At 63.0% G+C, this 21,154-nt stretch carries 26 protein-coding genes and 1 tRNA gene; 11 read left to right on the top strand and 16 right to left on the bottom strand.

Annotated features, from left to right (window positions below; all coding sequences use genetic code 11):
* Positions 1-34 precede the first annotated feature (34 nt).
* From AB3147_RS17315 to dapC, 5 genes are all read right to left on the bottom strand, one after another.
* Positions 35-1,969: an ABC-F family ATP-binding cassette domain-containing protein gene (locus AB3147_RS17315; protein ID WP_367352563.1), complete on the bottom strand. Its 1,935-nt coding sequence runs from the start codon at positions 1,967-1,969 to the stop codon at positions 35-37.
* The gene (prmB, locus tag AB3147_RS17310) at positions 1,966-2,871 is read right to left on the bottom strand and encodes a 50S ribosomal protein L3 N(5)-glutamine methyltransferase (protein WP_175123432.1); all 906 of its coding nucleotides are present in this window, start codon (positions 2,869-2,871) and stop codon (positions 1,966-1,968) included. Before prmB ends, AB3147_RS17315 begins: the two co-directional genes overlap by 4 nt.
* Before the next feature lie 94 nt (positions 2,872-2,965).
* Positions 2,966-4,105, bottom strand: coding sequence for a succinyl-diaminopimelate desuccinylase (gene dapE, locus AB3147_RS17305; protein ID WP_175123431.1), 1,140 nt, complete (start codon positions 4,103-4,105; stop codon positions 2,966-2,968).
* Positions 4,105-4,926 carry a 2,3,4,5-tetrahydropyridine-2,6-dicarboxylate N-succinyltransferase gene (dapD, locus tag AB3147_RS17300; protein ID WP_175123430.1) on the bottom strand — a complete coding sequence of 274 codons (822 nt, stop codon included), beginning with the start codon at positions 4,924-4,926 and terminating at the stop codon, positions 4,105-4,107. Before dapD ends, dapE begins: the two co-directional genes overlap by 1 nt.
* Positions 4,927-4,950: 24 nt before the next feature.
* Entirely contained in the window at positions 4,951-6,147 is a 1,197-nt protein-coding gene (gene dapC / locus AB3147_RS17295; protein WP_175123429.1) for a succinyldiaminopimelate transaminase, read from the bottom strand.
* A 47-nt stretch (positions 6,148-6,194) separates the two neighbouring features.
* On the opposite strand from dapC, the gene AB3147_RS17290 reads away from it, so the two are divergent.
* Positions 6,195-6,281: transfer RNA gene (locus AB3147_RS17290), tRNA-Leu, on the top strand.
* Positions 6,282-6,313: 32 nt separating this feature from the next.
* Here AB3147_RS17290 and AB3147_RS17285 read toward each other — a convergent pair.
* The 10 genes from AB3147_RS17285 to AB3147_RS17240 all read right to left on the bottom strand — a co-directional run bounded on the left by AB3147_RS17285 (position 6,314) and on the right by AB3147_RS17240 (position 14,636).
* Positions 6,314-7,555 (bottom strand): Arm DNA-binding domain-containing protein, encoded by a 1,242-nt coding sequence (locus tag AB3147_RS17285; protein WP_367352562.1) that lies wholly within the window; start codon positions 7,553-7,555, stop codon positions 6,314-6,316.
* 196 nt (positions 7,556-7,751) lie between these two features.
* The gene (locus AB3147_RS17280; protein WP_367352561.1) at positions 7,752-8,318 is read right to left on the bottom strand and encodes a hypothetical protein; all 567 of its coding nucleotides are present in this window, start codon (positions 8,316-8,318) and stop codon (positions 7,752-7,754) included.
* Positions 8,315-9,727, bottom strand: a complete 1,413-nt coding sequence (locus tag AB3147_RS17275) for a DNA cytosine methyltransferase (RefSeq protein WP_367352560.1) — start codon at positions 9,725-9,727, stop codon at positions 8,315-8,317. The genes AB3147_RS17280 and AB3147_RS17275 overlap by 4 nt, the downstream gene beginning before the upstream one ends.
* A complete protein-coding gene (locus AB3147_RS17270) occupies positions 9,727-10,263 on the bottom strand; it encodes a hypothetical protein (protein WP_367352559.1) in 537 nt (178 codons plus the stop codon). The genes AB3147_RS17275 and AB3147_RS17270 overlap by 1 nt, the downstream gene beginning before the upstream one ends.
* Positions 10,260-11,258, bottom strand: a complete 999-nt coding sequence (locus AB3147_RS17265; RefSeq protein WP_367352558.1) for a ParB/RepB/Spo0J family partition protein — start codon at positions 11,256-11,258, stop codon at positions 10,260-10,262. Before AB3147_RS17265 ends, AB3147_RS17270 begins: the two co-directional genes overlap by 4 nt.
* A gap of 14 nt (positions 11,259-11,272) precedes the next feature.
* On the bottom strand, positions 11,273-12,169 hold the full coding sequence (locus tag AB3147_RS17260) for a recombination-associated protein RdgC (RefSeq protein ID WP_367352557.1): 897 nt from the start codon (positions 12,167-12,169) through the stop codon (positions 11,273-11,275).
* A gap of 37 nt (positions 12,170-12,206) precedes the next feature.
* A complete protein-coding gene (locus tag AB3147_RS17255) occupies positions 12,207-12,479 on the bottom strand; it encodes a hypothetical protein (protein ID WP_367352556.1) in 273 nt (90 codons plus the stop codon).
* Positions 12,476-12,709 (bottom strand): hypothetical protein, encoded by a 234-nt coding sequence (locus AB3147_RS17250; protein ID WP_367352555.1) that lies wholly within the window; start codon positions 12,707-12,709, stop codon positions 12,476-12,478. Before AB3147_RS17250 ends, AB3147_RS17255 begins: the two co-directional genes overlap by 4 nt.
* Positions 12,706-12,831 carry a hypothetical protein gene (locus tag AB3147_RS17245; protein ID WP_255452413.1) on the bottom strand — a complete coding sequence of 42 codons (126 nt, stop codon included), beginning with the start codon at positions 12,829-12,831 and terminating at the stop codon, positions 12,706-12,708. Before AB3147_RS17245 ends, AB3147_RS17250 begins: the two co-directional genes overlap by 4 nt.
* Before the next feature lie 1,097 nt (positions 12,832-13,928).
* The gene (locus AB3147_RS17240; protein ID WP_367352554.1) at positions 13,929-14,636 is read right to left on the bottom strand and encodes a hypothetical protein; all 708 of its coding nucleotides are present in this window, start codon (positions 14,634-14,636) and stop codon (positions 13,929-13,931) included.
* Between the two features lie 131 nt (positions 14,637-14,767).
* Here AB3147_RS17240 and AB3147_RS17235 point away from each other — a divergent pair, with 131 nt between their 5' ends.
* Positions 14,768-15,115: a hypothetical protein gene (locus tag AB3147_RS17235; protein ID WP_367352553.1), complete on the top strand. Its 348-nt coding sequence runs from the start codon at positions 14,768-14,770 to the stop codon at positions 15,113-15,115.
* 292 nt (positions 15,116-15,407) lie between these two features.
* Here the strand turns inward: AB3147_RS17235 and AB3147_RS17230 are convergent, their stop codons facing one another.
* Positions 15,408-16,148, bottom strand: a complete 741-nt coding sequence (locus AB3147_RS17230) for a S24 family peptidase (RefSeq protein WP_367352552.1) — start codon at positions 16,146-16,148, stop codon at positions 15,408-15,410.
* Positions 16,149-16,256: 108 nt separating this feature from the next.
* On the opposite strand from AB3147_RS17230, the gene AB3147_RS17225 reads away from it, so the two are divergent.
* The 9 genes from AB3147_RS17225 (at position 16,257) to AB3147_RS17185 (ending at position 21,054) form a co-directional block, all read left to right on the top strand.
* Positions 16,257-16,562, top strand: coding sequence for a transcriptional regulator (locus tag AB3147_RS17225; protein ID WP_367352551.1), 306 nt, complete (start codon positions 16,257-16,259; stop codon positions 16,560-16,562).
* Positions 16,563-16,824: 262 nt separating this feature from the next.
* Positions 16,825-17,352 (top strand): hypothetical protein, encoded by a 528-nt coding sequence (locus tag AB3147_RS17220; protein ID WP_367352550.1) that lies wholly within the window; start codon positions 16,825-16,827, stop codon positions 17,350-17,352.
* Complete coding sequence (locus AB3147_RS17215) at positions 17,352-17,651, top strand: hypothetical protein (RefSeq protein ID WP_367352549.1); 300 nt, start codon at positions 17,352-17,354, stop codon at positions 17,649-17,651. The genes AB3147_RS17220 and AB3147_RS17215 overlap by 1 nt, the downstream gene beginning before the upstream one ends.
* Positions 17,644-17,949: a hypothetical protein gene (locus AB3147_RS17210; protein WP_367352548.1), complete on the top strand. Its 306-nt coding sequence runs from the start codon at positions 17,644-17,646 to the stop codon at positions 17,947-17,949. The genes AB3147_RS17215 and AB3147_RS17210 overlap by 8 nt, the downstream gene beginning before the upstream one ends.
* Positions 17,940-18,416 carry a nuclease domain-containing protein gene (locus AB3147_RS17205; protein WP_367352547.1) on the top strand — a complete coding sequence of 159 codons (477 nt, stop codon included), beginning with the start codon at positions 17,940-17,942 and terminating at the stop codon, positions 18,414-18,416. Before AB3147_RS17210 ends, AB3147_RS17205 begins: the two co-directional genes overlap by 10 nt.
* Entirely contained in the window at positions 18,413-19,258 is an 846-nt protein-coding gene (locus AB3147_RS17200; RefSeq protein WP_367352546.1) for a helix-turn-helix domain-containing protein, read from the top strand. The genes AB3147_RS17205 and AB3147_RS17200 overlap by 4 nt, the downstream gene beginning before the upstream one ends.
* A complete protein-coding gene (locus AB3147_RS17195) occupies positions 19,230-19,988 on the top strand; it encodes a replication protein P (RefSeq protein WP_367352545.1) in 759 nt (252 codons plus the stop codon). The genes AB3147_RS17200 and AB3147_RS17195 overlap by 29 nt, the downstream gene beginning before the upstream one ends.
* Complete coding sequence (locus AB3147_RS17190; RefSeq protein WP_367352544.1) at positions 19,985-20,407, top strand: putative PDDEXK endonuclease; 423 nt, start codon at positions 19,985-19,987, stop codon at positions 20,405-20,407. Before AB3147_RS17195 ends, AB3147_RS17190 begins: the two co-directional genes overlap by 4 nt.
* Entirely contained in the window at positions 20,407-21,054 is a 648-nt protein-coding gene (locus AB3147_RS17185) for a hypothetical protein (protein ID WP_367352543.1), read from the top strand. The genes AB3147_RS17190 and AB3147_RS17185 overlap by 1 nt, the downstream gene beginning before the upstream one ends.
* Positions 21,055-21,154 lie beyond the last annotated feature (100 nt).

Here is a 21,154-nt window from a genome sequence, read left to right as displayed (position 1 = left end):
AATCGGCCCCGGATTGGGGCCGATTTCATTTGGATCAGGCTTCGCTCTGGTCTATCTCTTCCAGCGAGCCTTGCAGCTCAAGCCACTGCTCTTCCAGTTCCCCCATCCGCTTGCCGTGTTCGCCATGTTCCGCCATGACCTTCTGACGTTCGGCGCGACGTGCGTCGGAATACAGGTCCGGATCGGCGATCACCGCATCCAGGGCGGCCAATTTGCCGCGCAGCTTTTCCATCTCGGTTTCGACCTTGGCCAGCTTGGACTCCAGCGGCTTGCGCAGTGCAGACAGGCGTTGCCGCTGTTCGGCCTCGGCGCGGCGTTGCGCCTTGCGATCCACGACAGGCTCGCCGCTGCTTTCAGCGTTTTCACGCGCCTCGGCCCGCTCGTCCGCGTTGCGCGCGGCCAGCCAGTCGCGGTAGTCCTCAAGGTCGCCGTCGAACTCGCGCACCGCACCGTCCGCCACGATCCAGAAGCTGTCCACCGTAGTCCGCAAGAGGTGCCGGTCGTGCGACACCAGCAGCATGCTGCCGCCGAAGTCCGCCAGCGCGGTGGCCAGGGCCTCGCGCGTCTCCACGTCCAAGTGGTTGCTGGGTTCGTCCAGCAGCAGCAGGTTGGGCTTTTGCCAGACGATCAGCGACAGCGCCAGCCGCGCCTTTTCGCCGCCCGACATCGGGCCGACCTTGCTGGTGACCGTGTCGCCCGAAAACCCGAACCCCCCAAGGTAATTGCGCAGCTCCTGCTCGCGCGCCTCGGGCGCAAGGCGGGCCAGGTGCGCGATCGGCGTGCTGTCCACGTCCAGCATGTCCAGCTGGTGCTGGTGGAAATACCCGATAGCCAGGCCACGCGAGGCGCGACGCTCGCCCGCCTGCACGGGGATCTCTTCGGCCAGGGTCTTGATCAGCGTGCTCTTGCCTGCCCCGTTGGCGCCCAACACGCCCACGCGGCTGCCGGCGCGCACCATCAGCGTCACGTCGCGCAGGATGGGCACCGCGTTGCCTTCGGCGTCCGTGTAGCCCGCGGACAGGTGTTCCAGCGTCATCAGCGGATCGGGCACCTGTTCGGGTGACGGAATGCGGATGTCGATGCCCGCTTCGGCCTGCAGCGGCGCCAGCACCTGCATGCGCGCCAGCGCCTTCACGCGGCTCTGCGCCTGCTTGGCCTTGGAGGCCTTGGCCTTGAAGCGGTCGATGAAGCCTTGCAGCCGGGCCGTCTCGCGCGTCTGGCGCTCATAGGCAATGTTGGATTGACGCAGGCGCTCGGCGCGTTGCGTCAGGAAGTCGCCATAACCGCCGCGATACCGCGTCAGCTTGGCATGGTCGAAATGCAGAATGGACCGCGCGACGGCATCCAGGAATTCGGTGTCATGGGAGATCAGCATGACGGTGCCTTCGTAGGCGCCGAGCCACTTCTCCAGCCACAACATGGCGTCCAGGTCCAAGTGGTTGGTGGGCTCGTCCAGCAGCAGCAATTCGGACGGAGCCATCAGCGCGCGGGCCAGCGCTAGACGCATGCGCCAGCCGCCGGAAAAGCTCTCGACGGGCTGCGTCCATTCGGCAGGCTTGAAGCCCAAGCCGGCCAGCAGTTGCTCGGCGCGCGAGGAGGCGCTCCAGGCGCCGGCTTCCACCAACGCGGCTTCCACTTCCGCGATCTGCGTGCCCTGGTCGTCGGACAGCGTCGCGCGCTGCGCCTGCAACGCGCGCAGGTGCGTGTCGCCGTCGATGACGAACTCGCGGGCAGGGCGGTCGTCGGCGTGAAGTTCCTGCTCCACGCTGGCGATGCGCCAGCCGGCGGGCAGCGACAAGGTGCCGGCGTCCAGGTCCAGCGCGCCGGTCAGCAGCGCGAACAGCGAGGACTTGCCCGCGCCGTTCTTGCCTACGATGCCGACCCGTTCACCGGGGTTTACAACGAATTCGGCGCCGTCCAGCAGCACTTTCGTGCCGCGGCGCAGGGTCAATCCAGAGGCGCGTATCACAGGCTCAGTTGCTCGCGGGTAAGCAGCAGAAGCTGGTCCGAGGCTTCCTCGGTGTCCAGCCAGACGGGCGAAAGCTGCGGGAAGGCGGCCTCGAAGAAATCGCGCTCGTGGCCGATTTCCAGCACCAGCACGCCGTTTTCCGACAGGTAGCGTGGCGCGGCGTCCAGGATGCGGCGCACGAGGTCCATGCCGTCGTCGCCGCCGGCCAGCGCCAGTTGCGGTTCGTGCAGATACTCCTGGGGCAGGGCGCGCATCGAACCGCTGTTCACGTAGGGCGGATTGCAGACGATCACGTCGTATTCGCGCGCGGGCAGGTTGTCGAAGAGATTGCTGGCGTGCAGGTCCAGGCGATCGGAAAGCCCGTAGTCGTCGACGTTGCGGCGGGCGACTTCCAGCGCGTCGGCGGAAACATCCACGGCGTCCACGTGCGCGTAGGGAAAGGCCAGCGCCGACAGGATCGCCAGGCAGCCCGAGCCGGTGCACATGTCCAGCACGTTCTCGACCGCCAGCGCATCCTGCACCCACGGCGACAGCCCCTGGTCCAACAGCTCGGCGATGGGCGAGCGCGGCACGATGACCCGCTTGTCGACGTAGAACCGATGGCCGCGAAGCCACGCTTCGTTGGTCAGGTAGGCGGCGGGCACGCGCTCGGTCACGCGGCGGTCCAGCAGGTCGAGGACGCGCTCGCGCTCTTCGCGCACCACTCGGGCATCCAGGAACGGATCCAGCGTGTCCAGCGGCAGGTGCAGCGCGTGCAGTGTCAGGTAGACCGCCTCGTCCCAGGCATTGTCGCTGCCGTGTCCCAGCGAGACCTGGGCGCCATTCAGGCGCGACACGCCGTAGCGGATCAGGTCGCGCACGGTCTGCAGTTCTTCGCGGGAGGTTGCGTTCGTATCAGGCATTCAATTCACCGCCCCAGGGGGAAAACGGAAAAACGCCCCCGGGAGGGGGGCTAAAAAGATCGCGCGGCGGGACTTGCATCCCGCCGGCGCTGCATCATGCGGGCAACAGCAGGTTTTCCAGCGTGCGCCGATAGATGTTCTTGAGCGGTTCCAGCGAGGCGACCTCGATGCGCTCGTTCACCTTGTGGATCGTGGCGTTGCCGGGACCGAACTCGATGACCTGCGGGCAGATCTTGGCGATGAAGCGGCCATCCGACGTGCCGCCCGTGGTCGACAGCTCGGCGGTCACGCCGGTTTCGGCATGGATCGCCTTGACCAGTGCATCCGTCAACGATCCGCGCGGGGTCAGGAACGGCTCGCCGCCCAGTTCCCACTCCAGGTCGTATTCCAGGCCATGCTTGTCCAGCACGGCATGAACCCGCTGCTTCAGGCTTTCCGGCGTGCTGGCGGTCGAGAAGCGGAAGTTGAACAACGCCACTGCCTCGCCCGGCACAACGTTCGTGGCGCCCGTACCGGAGTTCAGATTCGACACCTGGAACGTCGTGGGCGGGAAGTACTCATTGCCCTGGTCCCATTCGATGTTCACGATGTCGGCCAGCGCGGGCGCAAGCTGGTGCACGGGGTTGCGCGCCAGATGCGGGTAGGCCACGTGGCCCTGGATGCCCTTGACCGTGAGCTTGCCCGACAACGAGCCGCGGCGGCCGTTCTTGCAGGTGTCGCCCAGCACGTCGCCCGACGTAGGCTCGCCGACGATGCAGTAATCCAGCTGCTCGCCGCGCGCTTTCAAAGCGTCGCAGACGATGGCGGTGCCATCGATGGACGGGCCTTCCTCGTCGGACGTGATCAGCAGCGCGATCGAGCCGCCATGGTCCGGATGGGCCGCCACGAACTCCTCGGCCGCCACCACAAAGGCGGCGATCGAGCTTTTCATGTCGGCCGCGCCGCGGCCATACAGCCAGCCATCGCGTTCGGTAGGAACGAAGGGATCGCTGTTCCACTTTTCGCGCGGGCCCGGGGGCACCACGTCGGTGTGGCCGGCAAAGACCGTCAGCGGGGCGGCGCTGCCGCGCCGGGCCCACAGATTGGTCACGCCGCCCTGCGCGATGGTCTCGCAGGTGAAGCCGATGCGTTCGAGCCGGGCGGCAAGCGCCGCCTGGCAGTCTTCGTCCGCGGGCGTCACCGAGGGACGGGCGATCAGGTCCTTGACCAGATCCAGTACGGCCGAATTGCTCATCAAGCCCTCAGCAGATCGTTGATGCTGGTCTTGGCGCGGGTCTGCGCATCGACACGCTTGACGATCACGGCGCAGGCCAGGCTGTGCGAACCGTCAGCCGACGGCAGCGAACCGGGCACCACGACCGAGCCGGACGGCACGCGGCCGTACGTGATCTTGCCGGTGGCGCGGTCATAGATCTTGGTGCTTTGCGACAGGAACACGCCCATGGCCAGCACCGAGTTCTCTTCGACCACGACGCCTTCCACGACTTCGGAGCGCGCGCCGATGAAGCAGTTGTCTTCGATGATGGTGGGGTTGGCCTGCAGGGGCTCGAGCACGCCGCCGATGCCGACGCCGCCCGACAGGTGGACGTTCTTGCCGATCTGGGCGCACGAACCGACGGTGGCCCACGTGTCGACCATGGTGCCTTCGTCAACGTAGGCGCCGATGTTCACGTACGAGGGCATCAGCACCACGTTGCGACCAATGAACGAGCCGCGGCGGGCGACGGCCGGCGGCACCACGCGGTAGCCGCCTTGCTTGAACGCGTTGTCGCCGAATTCCGAAAACTTGAGCGGCACCTTGTCGTAGAACTGCAGGGGCGCCTGGCCCATGATGGCGTTCTCGTTCAGACGGAACGACAGCAGCACGGCCTTTTTGATCCACTGGTGCACGACCCAGTCGTCATTGATCTTCTCGGCCACGCGCAGGCGGCCCAGATCCAGACCGTCGATGGTGTGCTCGACGGCTTCGCGCACTTCGGCGCTGGCGTCGACGGGCGACAGGTTGGTCCGGTTTTCCCAGGCTTGTTCAATGGTGGTCTGCAGGTCGAGAGTCATATCGGCTCAGCTTTTAAAGGTTGGTCAAACAGAGGTATGTACAAAATGGGCGATGCGCTCGGCCGCCTGCACGCAGTCGGCCAAAGGCGCCACCAGGGCGATGCGGATGCGTCCCTGGCCCGGATTGAAGCCATGGGCCTCGCGCGCCAGGAAACTGCCCGGCAGCACGGTAACACCGGTGCGGCCATAGAGGTCGCGCACGAACGCCGTATCCGAACCGGGCGTTGCCGCCCACAGATAAAACGAAGCTTGCGGCCGTGACACATCCAGCACCTTCTGCAGGATGGGCACGACCGCATCGAATTTCTCGCGGTACTGGCGCCGGTTTTCCTTCACGTGGGTCTCGTCCGTCCACGCGGCAATACTGGCCGCGGACACGATCGGGCTCATCGCACTGCCATGATACGTGCGATACAGCAGAAAACGGCCGATCAGCGCGGCATCGCCGGCCACGAACCCGGAGCGCAAACCCGGCACGTTGGAGCGCTTGGACAGGCTGGAAAACGCCACCAGATTGCGGTAGTCGTCCCGGCCCAGGCGGCGCGCCGCCTGCAAACCGCCCAGCGGGGGATCGCCTTCGTCCAGGTAGATCTCGGAATAACACTCGTCCGACGCAATCACGAAGCCGTAGCGGTCGGACAATTCGAACAGGGTTTTCCATTCTTCCAGCGACATCACGTTGCCCGCGGGATTGCCCGGCGAACACACGAACACCAGGCGCGTCTTCTTCCAGATGTCGTCCGGCACCTGGTTCCAGTCGCTGCCGAAATTGCGCACCGGATCGGCGTTGACGAAGTAGGGCGTTGCGCCCGCCAGCAGCGTGGCGCCTTCGTAGATCTGATAGAACGGATTGGGGCAGATCACCACCGAACCTGCCGACGGATCGATCACGGTCTGGGTGAATGCAAACAGCGCCTCGCGCGATCCGAGTGCCGGCAGCACCTGCGTGTCGGCATCAGGCGCCGGGATGCTGTAGCGGCGCGCCAGCCATTCGGAAATCGCGCGGCGCAATGCCGGATCGCCCTTCGTGGAGGGGTAGACCGACAGCCCGGCCATGCTGTCGCGGATGGCTTGCGCGACGCGCTCCGGCGCGGCGTGTTTGGGCTCGCCGATCGACAGGTTGATGGGCGCAATACCGTCCGGTTGCGAGCTGGCGGAGGCCAGCAAAGCCCGCAGTTTTTCGAACGGGTAGGGGTGTAGGGCATCGAGGCGCGGATTCATGACGCAAGATTTTAACAAGCAAGCTACAATAGCGGGCTTGGCCTATTGCGAAGGTGGCGAAATTGGTAGACGCACCAGGTTTAGGTCCTGACGCCGTAACAGGTGTAGGGGTTCGAGTCCCCTCCTTCGCACCACTAAACCCCAATAAAATCAATTATTTAGGTTTTTAGCCTGTCATTGTTTTGGGGCTTTTTGGGGCTGTTTTGGCTACGGAATGACGGCTTAATGCCAGCTTTTCGCCAAACAGATCGACCGCCTTGCCGCCGGCATCCGGATCCGCAGACGGCATCCACTTTCCGTAAACGCGGATGATCATGGCCCAGTCTTTGTGCCCCATCTGCTGCGCGACCCACATCGGATGTTCCCCCGCAGACAGCATCATGCTGGCGAACGTGTGTCGCATCTGATAGGGGCGACGGTAGCGCACGCAGGCGCGCTTGAGAGCCGTGGCCCATATCTTCTGAACCCCTTGGCTGCTAGACCACCGTTCACCGGTGCCCGGATTGCGGAAAATCTCTCCATGCGGTTCGGCTCCGACCCATGTGTGCGCCTTCTGATCATTGATCGCCTGCAAGGCCGGCGCCAGCAGCTTCACCTCTCGCCGACTGGACCTCGTTTTGGGCACTTCGGCAACGCCCTTCGCCGCTCGGGTGATCGCCTTGCGAACCAGGATGACACCACGGGCGAAGTCGATATCGGACCAATTCAACGCGATCTGTTCGCTTGGTCGGAGCCCAGTCCACAAAGCGAAGCGCGCATAGTTGCGCGTCTGGTCAGGGAGTTTCGCAAGAATGGCCGCCTGTTCTTCCGGGGTGAATGGGTCCACATCATCGTCTTCCCCTTCCTCCGCTGGCTGCTCTTGGCGGCGGTAGTGGCGCCCGCGCATGCAATTCTCGGCCAATACCTCGTCTTCAACTGCATCGTTGAGGGCTGAGCGCAGGCAGCTTTGGATGTTCGTCAGTCTCTTGTTGGTGACAGGCTTGTCGCCGCCGAGACCTGCCAACCATGCTTTGATCGCCTGCCATTTGAGGCCGGCTAGCATGCAGGCCCCGAACTGAGGGATTAGCTGCCCGTCGACGATGCTGCGATATCCCTGGTATGTGCTGGATTTGAGCGTAGGCTTGCGCACGTCCAACCAGCCCTCCAGGTACTTTTCCACTGACAAGACCTGCGCCGGGCTTTCCGCGAACACTCCGGCGCGTTGGCTGTTCGGAAAGGTAGCGGCGTAGTCGAAAACTCCGGTCGCTATGGCATGCAGGATGGCGGCGCGGTGCTGCTCGGCGCGCTTCAGGTTAGCGGGAGTGGGCTTGAGCGGGATACGCTCACGGCACCGACGGCCCTTGTATTGAAACGTGATTTCGATGCTGCTTTCCGAGGCGGCTTTAACACCCCGTCCGTCTCTACCCATTTTTCATATCCTTCCATGTCGATGAGAATTCGGCCGTCTGGGGCTTCCACCCATTCGTGTCCTTCCCGCCAGATGCCGTCGCGCTTCTTGGAGCGGATCGCATCGGGAGAGTATCCGGTAAGCTCGGCCGCCTTTTCAATGGTCACGAACCTTGCCATTAGTGCTCCTTTAATGGTGCATTCGATGCGGTAATGCTTCATTCATGATGCGTTGCCTGCGGGTGTTTCGCGCACGGCCAGCTTAGGGAGCCGTCGCCGCTGGGGCAGGAACATTGCGCCTCGCTGGCCTGCGCCGCTAGCCACTTCCCGTAGCGCTCCAAGCTGCCCTTGGCGCTGGGCTTGGGGGCGGTCACGCCCTGATGCTCGTCCAGCCAGGCTTGCACCTCGCCGCCCGACCACATCTTGCGAAGGTGTGTCGGAAATGGAATGCGCACAGCTCCGCCGGTATCTTGGGGGCGTGGTCTGTCCGCGCGGACCAGAGCAATCGGTTCTTCGTCCGGGTTGCAATAGGTCCGCGCTTCCTCCTTGCGGAAGAAAAGCATGCACGGGCTGTCCTCTTCGTCCAGGGTGAGCCACGCGTCAGCGTTACCCTCGGGCGCGGCTACAGTGGCGCGCAGCTTAGACAGCGCTTCGATAGCGGCATCAAGGGCGCGGATCTTGATGTCGCCGTCGTCCAGATTGTGGCGGTCCATTTCTACGCCTAGGCGCAGGTCGCGCAGGGCTTGGACGGCCTCCTGCGCCGGGGCGGGGGTGTTGGTGGTCATGCTGCCTCCATGATTTGATTCACGCGATCAATCCGTTCGCCGATCCATCGCACGTTGGTCACGCACCAGGAATTGCCAAGCGCTTTGTAGCGAGGGCCGTCTGGGCAATCTTGTGGCGGCTTGCCGCGCCAGCCAATGCGGGTGTAATTGCGCGGGTATGCTTGTAGCGCTTCGCATTCTTCGGGCGTCAGGCGCCGGACCTGCATTGCGGTGAGCAGCGCTGGTGGCGGGCTGTTCCGGTCAAGTCCGGCGGTGTATTCCTGGTAGACCTTGCCGGCCTGATTGCTCTGCGTGGTGTGCAGCTTAGTGCTGTATGCGACCGCTTGATGGCCGCCTCCGTTGGTGTGGCTGTCTGCGTGTGACATCGCGCGCTGCGTCCCGGCCACCTCCAGCCCGATGCCGAAGCCGTTCTGCCCGCTGGACTTGCAGTCGAAGCCGATCGTCGGTGTTGCAACGTAGGTCTGCTGTTTGGCGCCCGGTTCGGCAGCAAGAGCTCCAGCCACGTTCATCAACCGCACTTCGTCGCGCTGGTTCTGCGCAAATGCCACCGGGACCAAAGGTGTGCCACGACACGTGCCACGACCCGTGCCATCTTCGCGCGCATCAAAGCCTTCGCCGCGCAAGCTGTGGGCTATGTACGTGTCTTGGTCTGCTGCGTGCGAACTGTTGGGTTTTCCAAGCAGCGTGTGGGCGATCAGCGTCTCGCTCTCAGCGTCATACCTCTGACCGCCGCCTGATCCGCGCGTCAAGCAACGGGCGATTAATCCGCCGTCGCAATCGAAGTCGGTTCCGAGCCCGCCACCGCCTTTAGTGCGTGCGCTAAGGGTTGGGGCAAGGCCTTGCCGCGTTTTTCTGCCCGGCGCAGGATCCCCCGACAAGCCGTGGCGCTCAAAAAGTACCGCTGCGGCACTACGCCAGTCTCCAAGACATCCGACAACGAACACACGACGGCGTCGCTGGGGTACTCCAAAGAACTGAGCGTCAAGAACTCGGTAGGCGAACCCATACCCGAGTTCGCCCAGCATCCCGAGGAAGGTTCCAAAATCCTTGCCTTTGTTGCTCGACAAGACACCGGGGACGTTCTCCCATACCAGCCATTTGGGGCGGTACTTTGCAGCAATGGCACCAAAGGTAAGCATGAGGTTGCCACGCGGGTCATCCAGTCCCTTTCGAAGTCCTGCAACGCTGAAGGATTGGCAGGGGGTTCCTCCGCAAAGAAGGTCAATTGCGACATCAGGCCATTCCTTGTACTTGGTCATATCGCCCCAGTTGGGCGTGTCGGGGTAGTGGTGGGCGAGGACGGCGCAGGGGAAGGGTTCGATTTCGCTGAAGGCGACGGCCTTCCATCCCAGCGGGTTCCACGCCACGCTTGCTGCCTCGATGCCGCTGCACACGCTGAGGAACCGCATCACCCCTCCTGCTGCTGAGGGTCGGAAAGCGCGGCGACGAACTCCGGTTCGGCCATCAGACCGCGGATCGCGTCAATGATCAGCGCACGCTCGCCTTCTGTGGGCGTATGGATGGCGTCCCTGCCGCCCTGATCTTCACCGCACATTTCATAGCCGGCCACGTAATCCTGCATGACCTGCTCAGCACGGGCGAAATCCGGCTTCCGTGTATCACTGCCGACGCGGGCACGGCGTGCGGCCGAATCCTTCCTGAGGTTCGCTTCCCAGCACGAAGGGCAGAGCGTGTCCCAAGACATGCCGGAGAATGCGCCGCGGCAGATTGCGCATTTTTGGCCGGGGGCGGAAGGCGACGTGTCAGGCGTACCCAGGGCGGCGCCCAGGAAACTGCGGAGGGGCGCGTCCGCGGCGTCGAGGGCGTCGCGATAGCGCTGGCGGTCTTCCGGGGTCATCTTGGCGACGATGTCATGGAGGACGCGGGTCGAGAGGGCGGCCAGGTCGACGTCGTCCAGGTCGTCAAGGTTGTCGGGGGCGTTCATGCGTGGGCATCCTCTGCGGTGGGGATTTCGGCTTGGCTGGCGGTTGCCGCGGCCTCGGCCTGACGGCGTTGCTTCTCCGCCTGCTTGGCGCGGACAGTTTCGACCGCTCCATGCGCCTGGAACAGGTCGAGCAGGGCGGCGGCGGGGATGGTGATGGTTTCGGCGGCTACGCGGCCTTCTTGGATGTCCAGAAGGGTTGCGCGCTGGTTGGCGTCGAGGCCCTGCATGAACGTGTCCACGCCGCTGATGAGCGGGGAGAGCACCTTGCGCGGCAGAGCGCGGCCGTGGATGGTGCTGGGCGTCACGCGGGACTTGCCGGAAGCCTTGGCTTTCTCAAACTCGCCTTGCAGGAAGGCGCCAGCACCTTCGCCATACTTGGCAACTGCTTCGATGGCGGTGGACGCCTTTACCGCGCCGGACCGCACCAGGGCATGCACATCGCTGTTGGCGTGGGCCAGCGCGATCATCTTGCCGACCCATTGGGGCGACACGTGTTCCAGGCGGCTGATGCGTTCGTTGTCCCATTTGAAGCCCGCCAGCTTGGCGTAGCCGAAGGCGGTTTCGAGCGGGGTCAGGTGCCGGCCCTGAGCGCTGCTGATGACGCGGGCGGTGCGGTCGGCGTCGTTGCCTTCGAATGCGGCCACGTCGATCCAGACATCGCCGTCCTTGTCGTGCAGTGGCGCGCCAGCGGCAATCGCTCGGCCGATCTGAGCATGGCGACGGTGGCCGTCTACCAGCCACACGCCACCCGCGGGCCGGGGGCGGACTTCAAGCGGCGGAATCTTGCCGCCCGACATGATGTGTTGAAACAGCGCCTCGTCGTCAGCCTCGGCCTGTTCGCGCTCTTCGCCGTCCAAAAGTTCGATAGGGGTGCGCAGGTTGAAACCGGGCTCGATATGCAGATCCTCATACCGAACCTGCATTGCGTGGGCGCGCTTGATTTCTTTCGAGAGGATCTTCTGCCGGAAGGAAACGGGGGCGGTGGATTCGGTCATGGGGTCTCCAGGAATCAGAATTTCATCTCGCCGCCGAGCGCTTCCACCAGCTCGGCAAGCATTTTGGCGAGCTCGCCGGTCATAAGAACCATGTCGGAGTCGAACTTCTCGTCATCGTTCTGCGCGTAGTCCGTGCCTTCCTTCAGCACGTCCAGTGGCGAGACACGGCGGATATCGAGGCTTTCGGTCAGAACGAACGAAATGCGGTCGGCCCAGGTCATGGCGAGGCGGGTGCATTGCTTGCCGGACTGGATGTGCCGGCGCGCGTCCTCCGCGTCGATGGAATGCTTGAGGTAGCGGACCGCCGCGCCGCTCGTGCCAGACGAGCGCAGCTCGGTGTCCTGGTCGATGGTGAAGTTGGACGGCGCTTCGTCCTCGGCCAGCCAACCCGTCATTGCAGAGGCGGGCGACTGCGCGACGTACAGGTTTTCCAACGGCATGGGGTCAACCGTCTTCGCCAGCAGGCCTATGACCTCGTCTGCCTTAGCCGATGAGGCGGTGTCGATCACCAGCCAGCGGCCCACCGGATCGATCCACACGCGGGTATCGCGGTAGATACTGAAGGCGCGCGGCAGGAGTTCATCCATGGCGCGTTCCTTAATTTCCTTCATCTGCTTGCGGCCGGGCTTGTAGCCTTGCTGCTCTTCGATTTCCTGGGCGCGGGCCTTGGCGACTTGGTTGATCACGGTGCCGGGCAGCAGCTTCTTCTCGGCTCGCATGGTGAGCAGGAACCGGCCGGCCACGGGGTGGGCGAGCTCGCCGCCTTCGCGTGGTGCGATCCAGCCGATGGACTGCATTTCGAGGTTGTTGCCGGACTGGAACGCGTGGCGCTTGAGGCCCGCCTGCAGCTGTTCTGCATAGTCGGAAAGGGGAGCGGACAGGCGGTAAATCTTCAGATTTCTGAACCACATAGGTGCGACCTTCGATTGGGTTTGAGTGCGGCAGCGGCTACTTGCGCTTCGGCCGGACGGGGATGGGGCGGAGGACAGGAACGGCAGGGCAGCGACCGCTCCAAATGTTGCTGATGGTCTGCGCAGAAACGCCGCAGCAATCGCCCAGCTCCTTCGCGGTAAGGCGGCCCTTCGCGCCCTTGATGAACGCGACTTCCTCGGGTCGCATGGCTTCGCGCTTCGGCGTGGCCCAGCGCAACCGGCGGCGGGGCGCCGGGACCGACGGTGTCCAGCCGGTTCGATCCCTCAGAATGAAGTCGATCCCGTTCATGTGACCGCCCGCAGCAACCAGCCCAGGACCGTCGGGCCGAAGAGGAAGAACGCGGCCAGCGCCCAGCTGGCGGGCCATGCCCACAGCGGGATATCCGCGTCGTCGTTCCAGTTGCCCTTGCCGGCGTGGTCGCGGGGAGCGATCAGGGCGCCCAGCTTGCGGGCCGCCTGCTTGATAGTGATGGGGTGGCGATGGCGCACCTGGGGCGCGCTTGCGCTGATGGTGTTCATGTCGGGTTCCAGGGATCTGCCGCGGCGTGGCGGCGGGAGAGGTAGTCGCCGAGCGGTGCCAGCACCAGCCGCGCGAACGCGAGCAGGCCCAGGCCCCAGGCGAGGGTTTCTGTCAAGGTCATGGGGATCTGCGCAGAGTTGCGCGGTGGTCAGCTCGGGGAAGCGGGTCGGAAGCCCGGGTAGATCCTGAAAGTCACTTTCAGCGCCGGTGGCGTCTCGGCGCCGGCACACGTTCGGAATCCGCTTTGGAGGAAAGCGGCAGCGCCTTGATATCCCCTGCTGCTGCAAAATTCGCGTCTGTGTTACGTTGCCAGCTCTCAACGAAACTTGATTTAGCGGAGACTCTTGTGCGAACTAGCCGAGATATAGATATCGATTGCCAAATTGAGCTACTTTTCGCTCTCCTGCAGTCGGTCGTCGAAGAAATGCCCACGGAGGCGCAAGACCGCGTACTCCGCTCCTTCCAAACTCTGTCTAGTGCGCGGAGGGCTGGGCTAGCCCAACAGCTGAAGGAAGCCCAAGCGCCCGCCCGGCTTAATCATTACGTTTATGAAATGCGTGCAGCTCCGCCGAATCCCGACATATTGAGGCTAGAGATTGATAAACACGACACGCGGTTGCAGCAGTACCTAATTGCGCTGACCGGCGGCCCGCACGAGAAATAGTTCTTCAAGTTGTCGCTGGCCCGTGGCGAACGTTTGTTGAAACAGAAAGGCAATCTCGTTGGTACGTCGGCTACTTATTGATCGAGCTACCGAAGTTAAAGACGTCGATCAGTTCTTCGATGATGCGTACGAGTGCTTCGAGCATGGCATTGCTCCGGTGGTGGTGGATAGAGACAGGGGCGATTGACCGCCATTGGCACTACGGTTAAAAAAGCGATCAGGGTTCACTTGGGACCCAAAAAGGAGGCCTTCTTGACCCAATTTTTGGACTTCCCTATCCAGCGCATTCGCTATCACGGATGAGCGCCAGCCTAAAGGGAACCTAGAACGCAAACGCCAGGAAGCACCAACTTGAACGCGGCTAACCCGCGAACGAGAGTGCGCGTGGGACGGGTGATAGACCGTCCCAAGTCTCTTGAGATACTGGCGGGCAAGTGCATGGTTGGCATCGGTTGGGACCTACAGTCACATGGTGACTGCCCGCACCCGGTACGTTTGGAGCCTTGCCGCGTTCGCCGAGATTCTTAGAGTGCGCCGCATTCGACCCGCGGGGATCAGTCGTCGTACTGCTCGGAAGCGGCCGACTCCACATCATCGGGGGACATGTCCAGTTCCAGGCGGGTGCGGCCGACGTACATGGACATGAGCATTGCGTCGAAATAGCTGATGACGTCCGGCCGGCTCGCTGGTGTGATCTGTTGCTCGCCGAGTCGCAAGGCATAGACGCTGCCGTCCTTTTGAAATGCGAGGTGGTACTTCGCGCTGTACTTTCCACCGTCAAGACCGTAGCCCTTGCCGGGCTTTTCGTTTTCGTCCAGGTACAGCCAGCCGCCGCCGGAACTTGATTGTTCGAAATGGGCGTAAAAGGCCTTCCGCTCATCGGAATAAAGCATGCCTTCGCGTGCGGCGGTCATCAGTTCCGACATCTTGACGACGGGAGGCACTTCCGGGAGGGCGGCTTTCGCTGCTTCGGCGAGGGCTGCGCACACAGCTTCTGAGTTTTGCCCGTGTACTGCCGATTGAAGCGCCGCGTTCAGCACTTGCTGGAACTTCGCCACGTCATCGAGACGGAGCCCGTGAGGCATCGCCTCCACCAACTGCACTTCAACGGCCTCTCTGAACTTGCTGCGATAGCCCGTTGCGTCTCTGATGGCGCTGGTGATCGCTTCGGTGATGTGCTTGTCCAGGATGGGCTGGAGCTTTTCGGGGGCGACTGCCTGGGCGACAACTGCTTCCAGGTCGATACTGACTTTCAGTTCCATGGGATTCCTTTGCGCGGGCATGCGCTGGATGGGGGGAATGCTTCGGTAAGCGCTGACTCGCAGCGCTGGCCGAAACCCGCTTTGCAGCGGCTGGTTACACTCCCGCATGAATGCAACTTTGGGGAGCGGATGTGTACTTAAGACTGATTTCAGCGGCAGTGGCTTTGGCTGCTACTTCGACCGTGTTCGGCGCTTCGGTCAGCGCCGAGGACCGGAAGGCATGCTCGGTCTCGGCCAGTCTGGGGAAAACTGTGATGCAGGCTCGTCAGGCGGGCATGCCTATGTCAGAGCTGATGGACGTCTTTTCGAAGCCGGGCAGGGCGGACGATGGAGAGTTCGGCAGAACATTGGTGGAATGGGCCTTTGAAGATCCCAGGTATTCCTCTGAAGAGGCAAAAGAGCGTGCGATTAGGGACTTTGAAAACGAGGTGTACAGAGCCTGCTACCAGAGGGCCAAGGACAGGACCTCGCAGAAGTAAAGCTTGCCGGGGTTATCGTCGCCACGCCCGGCTGGGCGTTGCCTGGCTGTGGAAGCCCAAGCACACAGGGACCGGGGGGCGCGATGGCACCTGGTTGGTTGTCCTGTTTCGCCCGTCCTCCCTCGCGGGGGCGGGCGGCCTCAGTTGTTAAAGAGCGGTAAACACTTGTTGGTTTGAATAGTAAACACGTGTTCGGGGCTAGTCAACAACTGTTTGTGCTTTCAATCAAAAGTTTGTTTAGGGCGAAAAAAAACCCGCCGTGGAGGGCGGGTTTATTTCGTGCGGGCGCGAGCTAGTGTTCGCGGTGCTTGCTCGGCGGAATCACAGCACCGATTGCCTGAATGCATTCGATCTGGTCCCGGTGGAAGCTGAGGCGCGTGCCCCCGTTCACAGACATGAGTTCTACGCCGCCATCCTTGTCGCGCAGGAGCAGCTCTTTCACCATCTTCCTGCCGTCTTTCAGTTGCACAGCAACGTACTCGCCAGGAGTGATGGCGCTGTTCGGCTCAACGGCCACATACCAACGATTTCGGATCGCGGGGGCCATGCTGTCGCCCCTCACCTGAAGCACGTATGCGTCAGGGTCCGATGATGAGTGTTCCACGTATCCATCTCCATGCCCGGCCGGATAGGCCAATTGTTCGTAATAACCGTTCTCGCCGAGTCGCGCCGTACCAACAACAGGCAACAGCCTGGTTGGAGGGCGCCGACCTATGTATTCGGGCTGCGGTTCTTGAACGGACAAGGGGGGGCTGGGGAGAGTGGGGCTATACACGAATGGATTGAGGGCGCGGCTATCTGCCTGCTCAAGCACGCGTTTCGCAGCGTCCAATCCATCGATTTCAGCGTCTTGCAGTTCTTCGAGCGAAAGATTGAACGCTCGCGCGATTGCGGCTGCGTAAGCCGACTTCTTACTGTCGCGCTTTTCCAATTGAACGATGGTCTGCCCGCTCGTGCCAGCTAGTTCGCCGAGAGAGTCGTGGGAGAGCCCCCGCGCCAAGCGGAGAAATCGGATGTTGTTGCCCATTGCCATGGCCCGCACCTTATCAACTATTGTTTATATTTTCCATAAACGAGCGTTGACCAATTTCCAACAATCGTTTACCTTTGGGCTTTCCTCTTTCGGTCGCACAAGAGCCCAATGCAAAAGAAATCTGACCACCGTCCCGCCTTACGACGCGCTTGCCGCGTTGCCGGCTCCCAGGCTGCGCTCGCTTCACTCATAGGCGTATCGGCCCAACGCATCAAGAATTGGCTGAGCCGGGACAAGCAGATTCCGGAGCTGTACTGCTCACGAATCGAACTGGCTCTTGGCAGGAAAGTCCGGCGGCAGGAATTGCGGCCCGATGACTGGCGCGAAATTTGGCCCGAGCTGATCGGCCAGCCGTATGAGTCGGACGCAGAGGACGAGGGCGGCATTGAGATGGAGGGGCCGGACCATGCCTGATTTCGCGCGCGGAGTTGCGCCCGCCACCTTCGGAGCGCGCTTGGCGAGTCGCCAGTTGGCGGCTGGCGAAGCGGCATGGTTCTTCAATGATCCGCACGAATCAACAGACCCACCGGCGCCGGAGCCTGCGTCGCCTAAGCCTATCGATAAGGTCCAGATCGGACCCTTGGACGTTTGAAGATTGCTTTTCATGCTGCGCATCTTAGGGGCAGCGGAGCAATAGCAAAACCCTGATACGCACAGCATTTCAAGGTACGACCCTATGACCTGCAAATACAACCCGATTGACCCGCATGATGCCCTGTACATCGGCGTGACGAAGACCCCCGGGGGCGTTGAGGAACTGGCGATGTTCCTGGCGAGCCGCCGAGGCGTGTCGATTCATCCCGAAACGCTGCGAGCCAAGATGCGCCGGGTCAAAGGCCAGTCTATGTCCTTGGACCTGATCGAGCTATCGACTGAATGGATGATGGAGAAGGCCGAGGGGGCGCAGCACGCGCGTGACTGGCTGATGGCGTTGAACGTGCGCTACGGCGTTGCCGCCAGCATCTTGCCGCCGGCTCCGCGTCATGCCGATGAAGTGGAGGCGGTGCGCACGAAGGTTTTGGAGATGTCCAGCCTGAATGGGCGCTTGTCCGCGGTGGCCGTTGAGGCGGTGGCCGACGGCAGTATCTGCGACGATGATTCGGCCGCCATCATGATCGAGTGCGACAAGATCATTGAAAAGGCGCAACGCCTCAAGCGCAATGTTGTCCGCGCCGCCCAGGATAAGGCGAGGGCGGCATGCTGATGCGCGGAACTTCGGGGGCGGCTGTACGGCCGCGTGTGCCGTCCACGGAGCGCAAGGGGGCGGCGCTGTCGCGCGCGGCTGCAATGATGTGCAACGGCGCGAAATTCCAGCGGTGGGTCGTTTCCCGCATCGGCGCCGCCCCTGACGGCGTGTCGGCGAGCCAGCACGCGGCGCAGTACGTCCGCGACATCTGCGGCATCACCAGCCGCGCCCAGCTGGACCACAACGCCCAGGCGGCCAATCTGTTCCATGAGGCCGTGCGCAAGCCGTTCGTGAAGTGGAGCGGTATCTATGGCTGACTGCCTGCATATGTTCCGGGGCTACCGCGTGCCGCCTGAGACGGTGGAGCAGGTCAAGCAGGCCATCATCGACACGCGCGGTCGTGTTGAATTGGGATCGCTCCGCGCCCTTGTAGAGTCTGCTCTGAAGCCCGTAGACCCGTGGCCGAGCACGTCCCGGGCCGACGCTGCCGCCTGCGCCGTCGATTCGTTCCTGTTCGACGCAGTACGCGCCGGATTGGTCACGCGGCACATGAACGGCTGGAAGTTTCCGTCGTGGTGGCGCGTCAAGAAGCAGGCGGGGGCGGAATGTCGCTGACACGCAAGACGCCCCTCAAGCAGAAGACACCGCTGAAGCGTGGTGCGCCGATGATGCGCGCAACGCCGATGCCTCCACCACGTGCGGCCATGAAGGCACGCAAGAAGGGCAAGAAACCGCCCAAGACCGTGTATCGCAATCAGTCGCTGCTGGACCTTGCCAAAGGCGAGGAATGCTTGCTGCGCGTGCCCAGGTACTGCCAGGGCGGCACGGATACCACTGTGGCCTGCCATTCCAACCTGCTGCGCGACGGCAAGGGAAAGGGCATCAAGGCGCACGACTGGGCCATTGCGTTCGGCTGCGGCGCTTGCCACTGGTTCATAGACCAATCGCCGGCACCGCTGGAACAGAAGCTCACCTATTTCATCCCCGGCTTGCGCCTTACGCGCTTGCGAATCATCGCTATGGGCAAGTGGCCCGAAGAGGCGGAGCGCGGGTATCAACTTTTGTATGGAGGTGCGCAATGAGCGCAAAGGTATTCGGCGCTGTGTTCGAGCGCTACCGCAACGGAGGGGGCGAGTTGCTGCTTGCTCTTGCCCTGGCGGACCACGCGCACGATGACGGGACGCACATTTTTCCCTATGTGGAGACCTTGGCCGTCAAGACCCGCCAGTCCGTCCGCGCGGTGCAGTATCAACTGAAGAGCATGCGCGAAGCCGGCTGGCTGATTGCTGTGAACTCTGGGAACGGTGGGCGCAGCCAAGCTTCGGAGTATCGGATTTCGCCGGAGTGGCTTGCCGGGGGAGAAGCAATTCCACCCGCAAAGAAAGACGAAAAAGGGGCAGACGAAAAAATTGCACCCTTTTCGGATGGCACGGAAAAGGGTGCAAACGGCAGCACAAAGGGTGCAACTGACGGCGCAAAGGGTGCAAACGACGACGTGAAAGGGTGCAGTGGGTTGCACCCGCATATAACCGTCAAGAACCAAAAGAAGAACCGTCAAGAACCGTCACCCGCGCGCAAGCGCTCGTCTGGATTCGATCCGATGCGTGTGGAGTTGCCCGCCTGGTTGGACTCGGAACTGTGGGAGCGCTGGGTACGCCACCGCGTGCAGTTGCGCAAACCACTGACCGAGGAAGCAGCACGGCAGCAGGTCAAGGACCTGGCGACCTTTCGCCAGCAGGGGCACACGCCCGCCGCGGTCATCGAAAACGCCATCGGCAAAAGCTGGCAAGGCCTGTTCGCCCCCAGCGGTACGGCATCAGGGGGCGCCCAGCGTCCCGGCAAGTTCAACCCGACCGACTACGTAAACCGCAATCGCACCCATGGAGGCTCCGACTATGACGATGGTCGCACAATCGACGAGTGAGCGGACCGGCTGGGCCGTGCCGCTGGCGAAGCTGGAAGGCATTTCCCTCATCGATCACCTGTGGAATCGGCTCTCGGGCACGTACGGGGGGCGCTGGGTGAAGGACTTCCCGGACATGCAGAGTATCGAGAACTGGAAGACCGCGTGGGCCGAGGCGCTGGACGAAGATCGCGTGACGCCGCAGGAAGTGGCCGAAGGGCTGCGCACGTGCCGCCGCATGTTCCCCGACTGGCCGCCCGCAGTGGGCGAGTTCATCCGGGCGTGCCGGCCGGGCCTGATCCCGGAAAACGCGTTTCACGACGCCGTTGCAGGGATGACCGCGCGCCGCCGTGGGGAAATGGGGCGATGGACTCATCCGGCGGTGTACTGGGCGGCTGTACGCGTCGGGTCGCATGACCTGCTGAACTGCGGCTATTCGGTCATGCAGTCCCGCTGGGAGCGTGCGCTTTCGGAGGAACTGAGTCGAAGCGAATGGGCTGCCATCCCCGCGCCGGCCGTTGCTCTGCCTGCTCCCGGGGCCACGCAAGCCACGCCCGAAGAGGCGGCGAAGGCACTGAAGGCGATAGGCGCGGGCGCGATCTTGAACGACTCTGGCCGCGATCCGCGCCGCTGGGCAAAGCGCATCCTGGCCGAGGCACAGCGGAAAGGCGGGCGGGTGCCGTCCCTGGCGGTGCTGAGCATGGCGCAGGCCGCATTGGGCGCGCCGATGGACGCCGGGGGCGGGGCATGAGTGCGATGCAGAGAACTAAAGGCGCCTTGTATGAACGCAAGGTGGCCAACCTGCTTACGGAAGCGACCGGAACGACCTGGCGCCGTCGCGTGCGCAATCAGGCCGGCGATAGCGACGTGGTGGCCGACGAACCGGCCTTCGCGCGTATCAGCATCGAATGCAAGCACGCAAACGTGCTTTGCCTTCCTGCCTGGTGGCGTCAGGCCATGGAGCAGGCGGGGGCAGCGGGCGTGCCGGTGCTGATCTACAGACAGACGGGGGCGCGCGGCGAAGCGGTGATGGTCGATGCGCACGACGTGAACCCGAAGATTTTTCCTGTCCGGGGGCGGCACACCGTCACCCTGGGATGGGAAGCAGCTATGCAATGGATGCGGGAAATGCTGCCCGCGAAAGTGACTTATTCCCCGGGGATTATCTGATGACTACCTTGACTCTTTCTCGCGTCCCCTCGACTGCGACCTATGAAGAGCAGCAGAGCCGACTTTTCAAGACGGCCCATGCGGCGCTGACGTTCGCCTACAACCATACGGACCAGGTGTACGACAAACCTATGATGGCGCGTATGGCCGAGACGCCGGGCGGTGCGGCCGGAAAAGGGCTGGGCGGCACCGACGGCGCAGGACAAGCGGCGTACATCTTCAGCGCGCTTGAAAAGCTGCCGCGCCTTTACCGTGCAATTCTCGTCGCGCGCTTCGCGCCCCGGTCAGACCGCTGCAAGTGCTGCCAGGGCACAGTGGATCGCCATGACTGGTTGGCAGCCGTGCGCGAGATTTCCGACGCTGCGGTGTGTGGCGCACTCTCATCTCACCCCACGCCGCGAGTGCTGCGCGACGCAATCGTGGCGCGGTACTTCGGCAAAGACGTGAAGCTGTCCGAGGCAGCGGCGCACGCCCAGGTGAGCGCGGCCACCGCCACGAACCACAACGGAAAGATCAAGCTCTGGCTATACGGCACGCGGACAACCAAGCAGAAGGGGGGCGAGCGTGGCGCGGGGCAGAAGGGTGTTGAAGCGCTGGCGATGGAGTACGCAGCCGATCTGCTGTCGGCAAAGGGGCTATGCGACTGAACATGTTGCAAGGTTGAATTTTCTCTGCTAAAGTCCACCCTGTTTAGTCACTTTGAATAAGTGCGTACACCGAAACCCGCCAAGCGACAGCTGGCGGGTT

This window comes from Achromobacter animicus (assembly GCF_040775605.1).
Taxonomy (GTDB): domain Bacteria; phylum Pseudomonadota; class Gammaproteobacteria; order Burkholderiales; family Burkholderiaceae_B; genus Achromobacter; species Achromobacter animicus.
The sequence above is the reverse complement of the archived record's forward strand: the minus strand, read 5'-3'. Positions and strand labels throughout refer to the sequence as shown.

Bases quoted from the DNA above. Each gene is read 5' to 3' on its own strand.
- AB3147_RS17195 (WP_367352545.1), top strand. From the start codon at position 19,230: ATGACGATGGTCGCACAATCGACGAGTGAGCGGACCGGCTGGGCCGTG.
- AB3147_RS17265 (WP_367352558.1), bottom strand. From the start codon at position 11,258: ATGACCGAATCCACCGCCCCCGTTTCCTTCCGGCAGAAGATCCTCTCG.
- AB3147_RS17280 (WP_367352561.1), bottom strand. From the start codon at position 8,318: ATGACCACCAACACCCCCGCCCCGGCGCAGGAGGCCGTCCAAGCCCTG.
- AB3147_RS17215 (WP_367352549.1), top strand. From the start codon at position 17,352: ATGCGCGGAACTTCGGGGGCGGCTGTACGGCCGCGTGTGCCGTCCACG.
- AB3147_RS17185 (WP_367352543.1), top strand. From the start codon at position 20,407: ATGACTACCTTGACTCTTTCTCGCGTCCCCTCGACTGCGACCTATGAA.
- AB3147_RS17275 (WP_367352560.1), bottom strand. From the start codon at position 9,727: ATGCGGTTCCTCAGCGTGTGCAGCGGCATCGAGGCAGCAAGCGTGGCG.
- prmB (WP_175123432.1), bottom strand. From the start codon at position 2,871: ATGCCTGATACGAACGCAACCTCCCGCGAAGAACTGCAGACCGTGCGC.
- AB3147_RS17190 (WP_367352544.1), top strand. From the start codon at position 19,985: ATGAGTGCGATGCAGAGAACTAAAGGCGCCTTGTATGAACGCAAGGTG.
- AB3147_RS17270 (WP_367352559.1), bottom strand. From the start codon at position 10,263: ATGAACGCCCCCGACAACCTTGACGACCTGGACGACGTCGACCTGGCC.
- AB3147_RS17245 (WP_255452413.1), bottom strand. From the start codon at position 12,831: ATGACCTTGACAGAAACCCTCGCCTGGGGCCTGGGCCTGCTCGCGTTC.
- AB3147_RS17255 (WP_367352556.1), bottom strand. From the start codon at position 12,479: ATGAACGGGATCGACTTCATTCTGAGGGATCGAACCGGCTGGACACCG.
- AB3147_RS17260 (WP_367352557.1), bottom strand. From the start codon at position 12,169: ATGTGGTTCAGAAATCTGAAGATTTACCGCCTGTCCGCTCCCCTTTCC.
- AB3147_RS17200 (WP_367352546.1), top strand. From the start codon at position 18,413: ATGAGCGCAAAGGTATTCGGCGCTGTGTTCGAGCGCTACCGCAACGGA.
- dapE (WP_175123431.1), bottom strand. From the start codon at position 4,105: ATGAGCAATTCGGCCGTACTGGATCTGGTCAAGGACCTGATCGCCCGT.
- AB3147_RS17210 (WP_367352548.1), top strand. From the start codon at position 17,644: ATGGCTGACTGCCTGCATATGTTCCGGGGCTACCGCGTGCCGCCTGAG.
- AB3147_RS17285 (WP_367352562.1), bottom strand. From the start codon at position 7,555: ATGGGTAGAGACGGACGGGGTGTTAAAGCCGCCTCGGAAAGCAGCATC.
- AB3147_RS17205 (WP_367352547.1), top strand. From the start codon at position 17,940: ATGTCGCTGACACGCAAGACGCCCCTCAAGCAGAAGACACCGCTGAAG.
- AB3147_RS17240 (WP_367352554.1), bottom strand. From the start codon at position 14,636: ATGGAACTGAAAGTCAGTATCGACCTGGAAGCAGTTGTCGCCCAGGCA.
- AB3147_RS17225 (WP_367352551.1), top strand. From the start codon at position 16,257: ATGCAAAAGAAATCTGACCACCGTCCCGCCTTACGACGCGCTTGCCGC.
- dapD (WP_175123430.1), bottom strand. From the start codon at position 4,926: ATGACTCTCGACCTGCAGACCACCATTGAACAAGCCTGGGAAAACCGG.
- AB3147_RS17230 (WP_367352552.1), bottom strand. From the start codon at position 16,148: ATGGCAATGGGCAACAACATCCGATTTCTCCGCTTGGCGCGGGGGCTC.
- AB3147_RS17250 (WP_367352555.1), bottom strand. From the start codon at position 12,709: ATGAACACCATCAGCGCAAGCGCGCCCCAGGTGCGCCATCGCCACCCC.
- AB3147_RS17220 (WP_367352550.1), top strand. From the start codon at position 16,825: ATGACCTGCAAATACAACCCGATTGACCCGCATGATGCCCTGTACATC.
- dapC (WP_175123429.1), bottom strand. From the start codon at position 6,147: ATGAATCCGCGCCTCGATGCCCTACACCCCTACCCGTTCGAAAAACTG.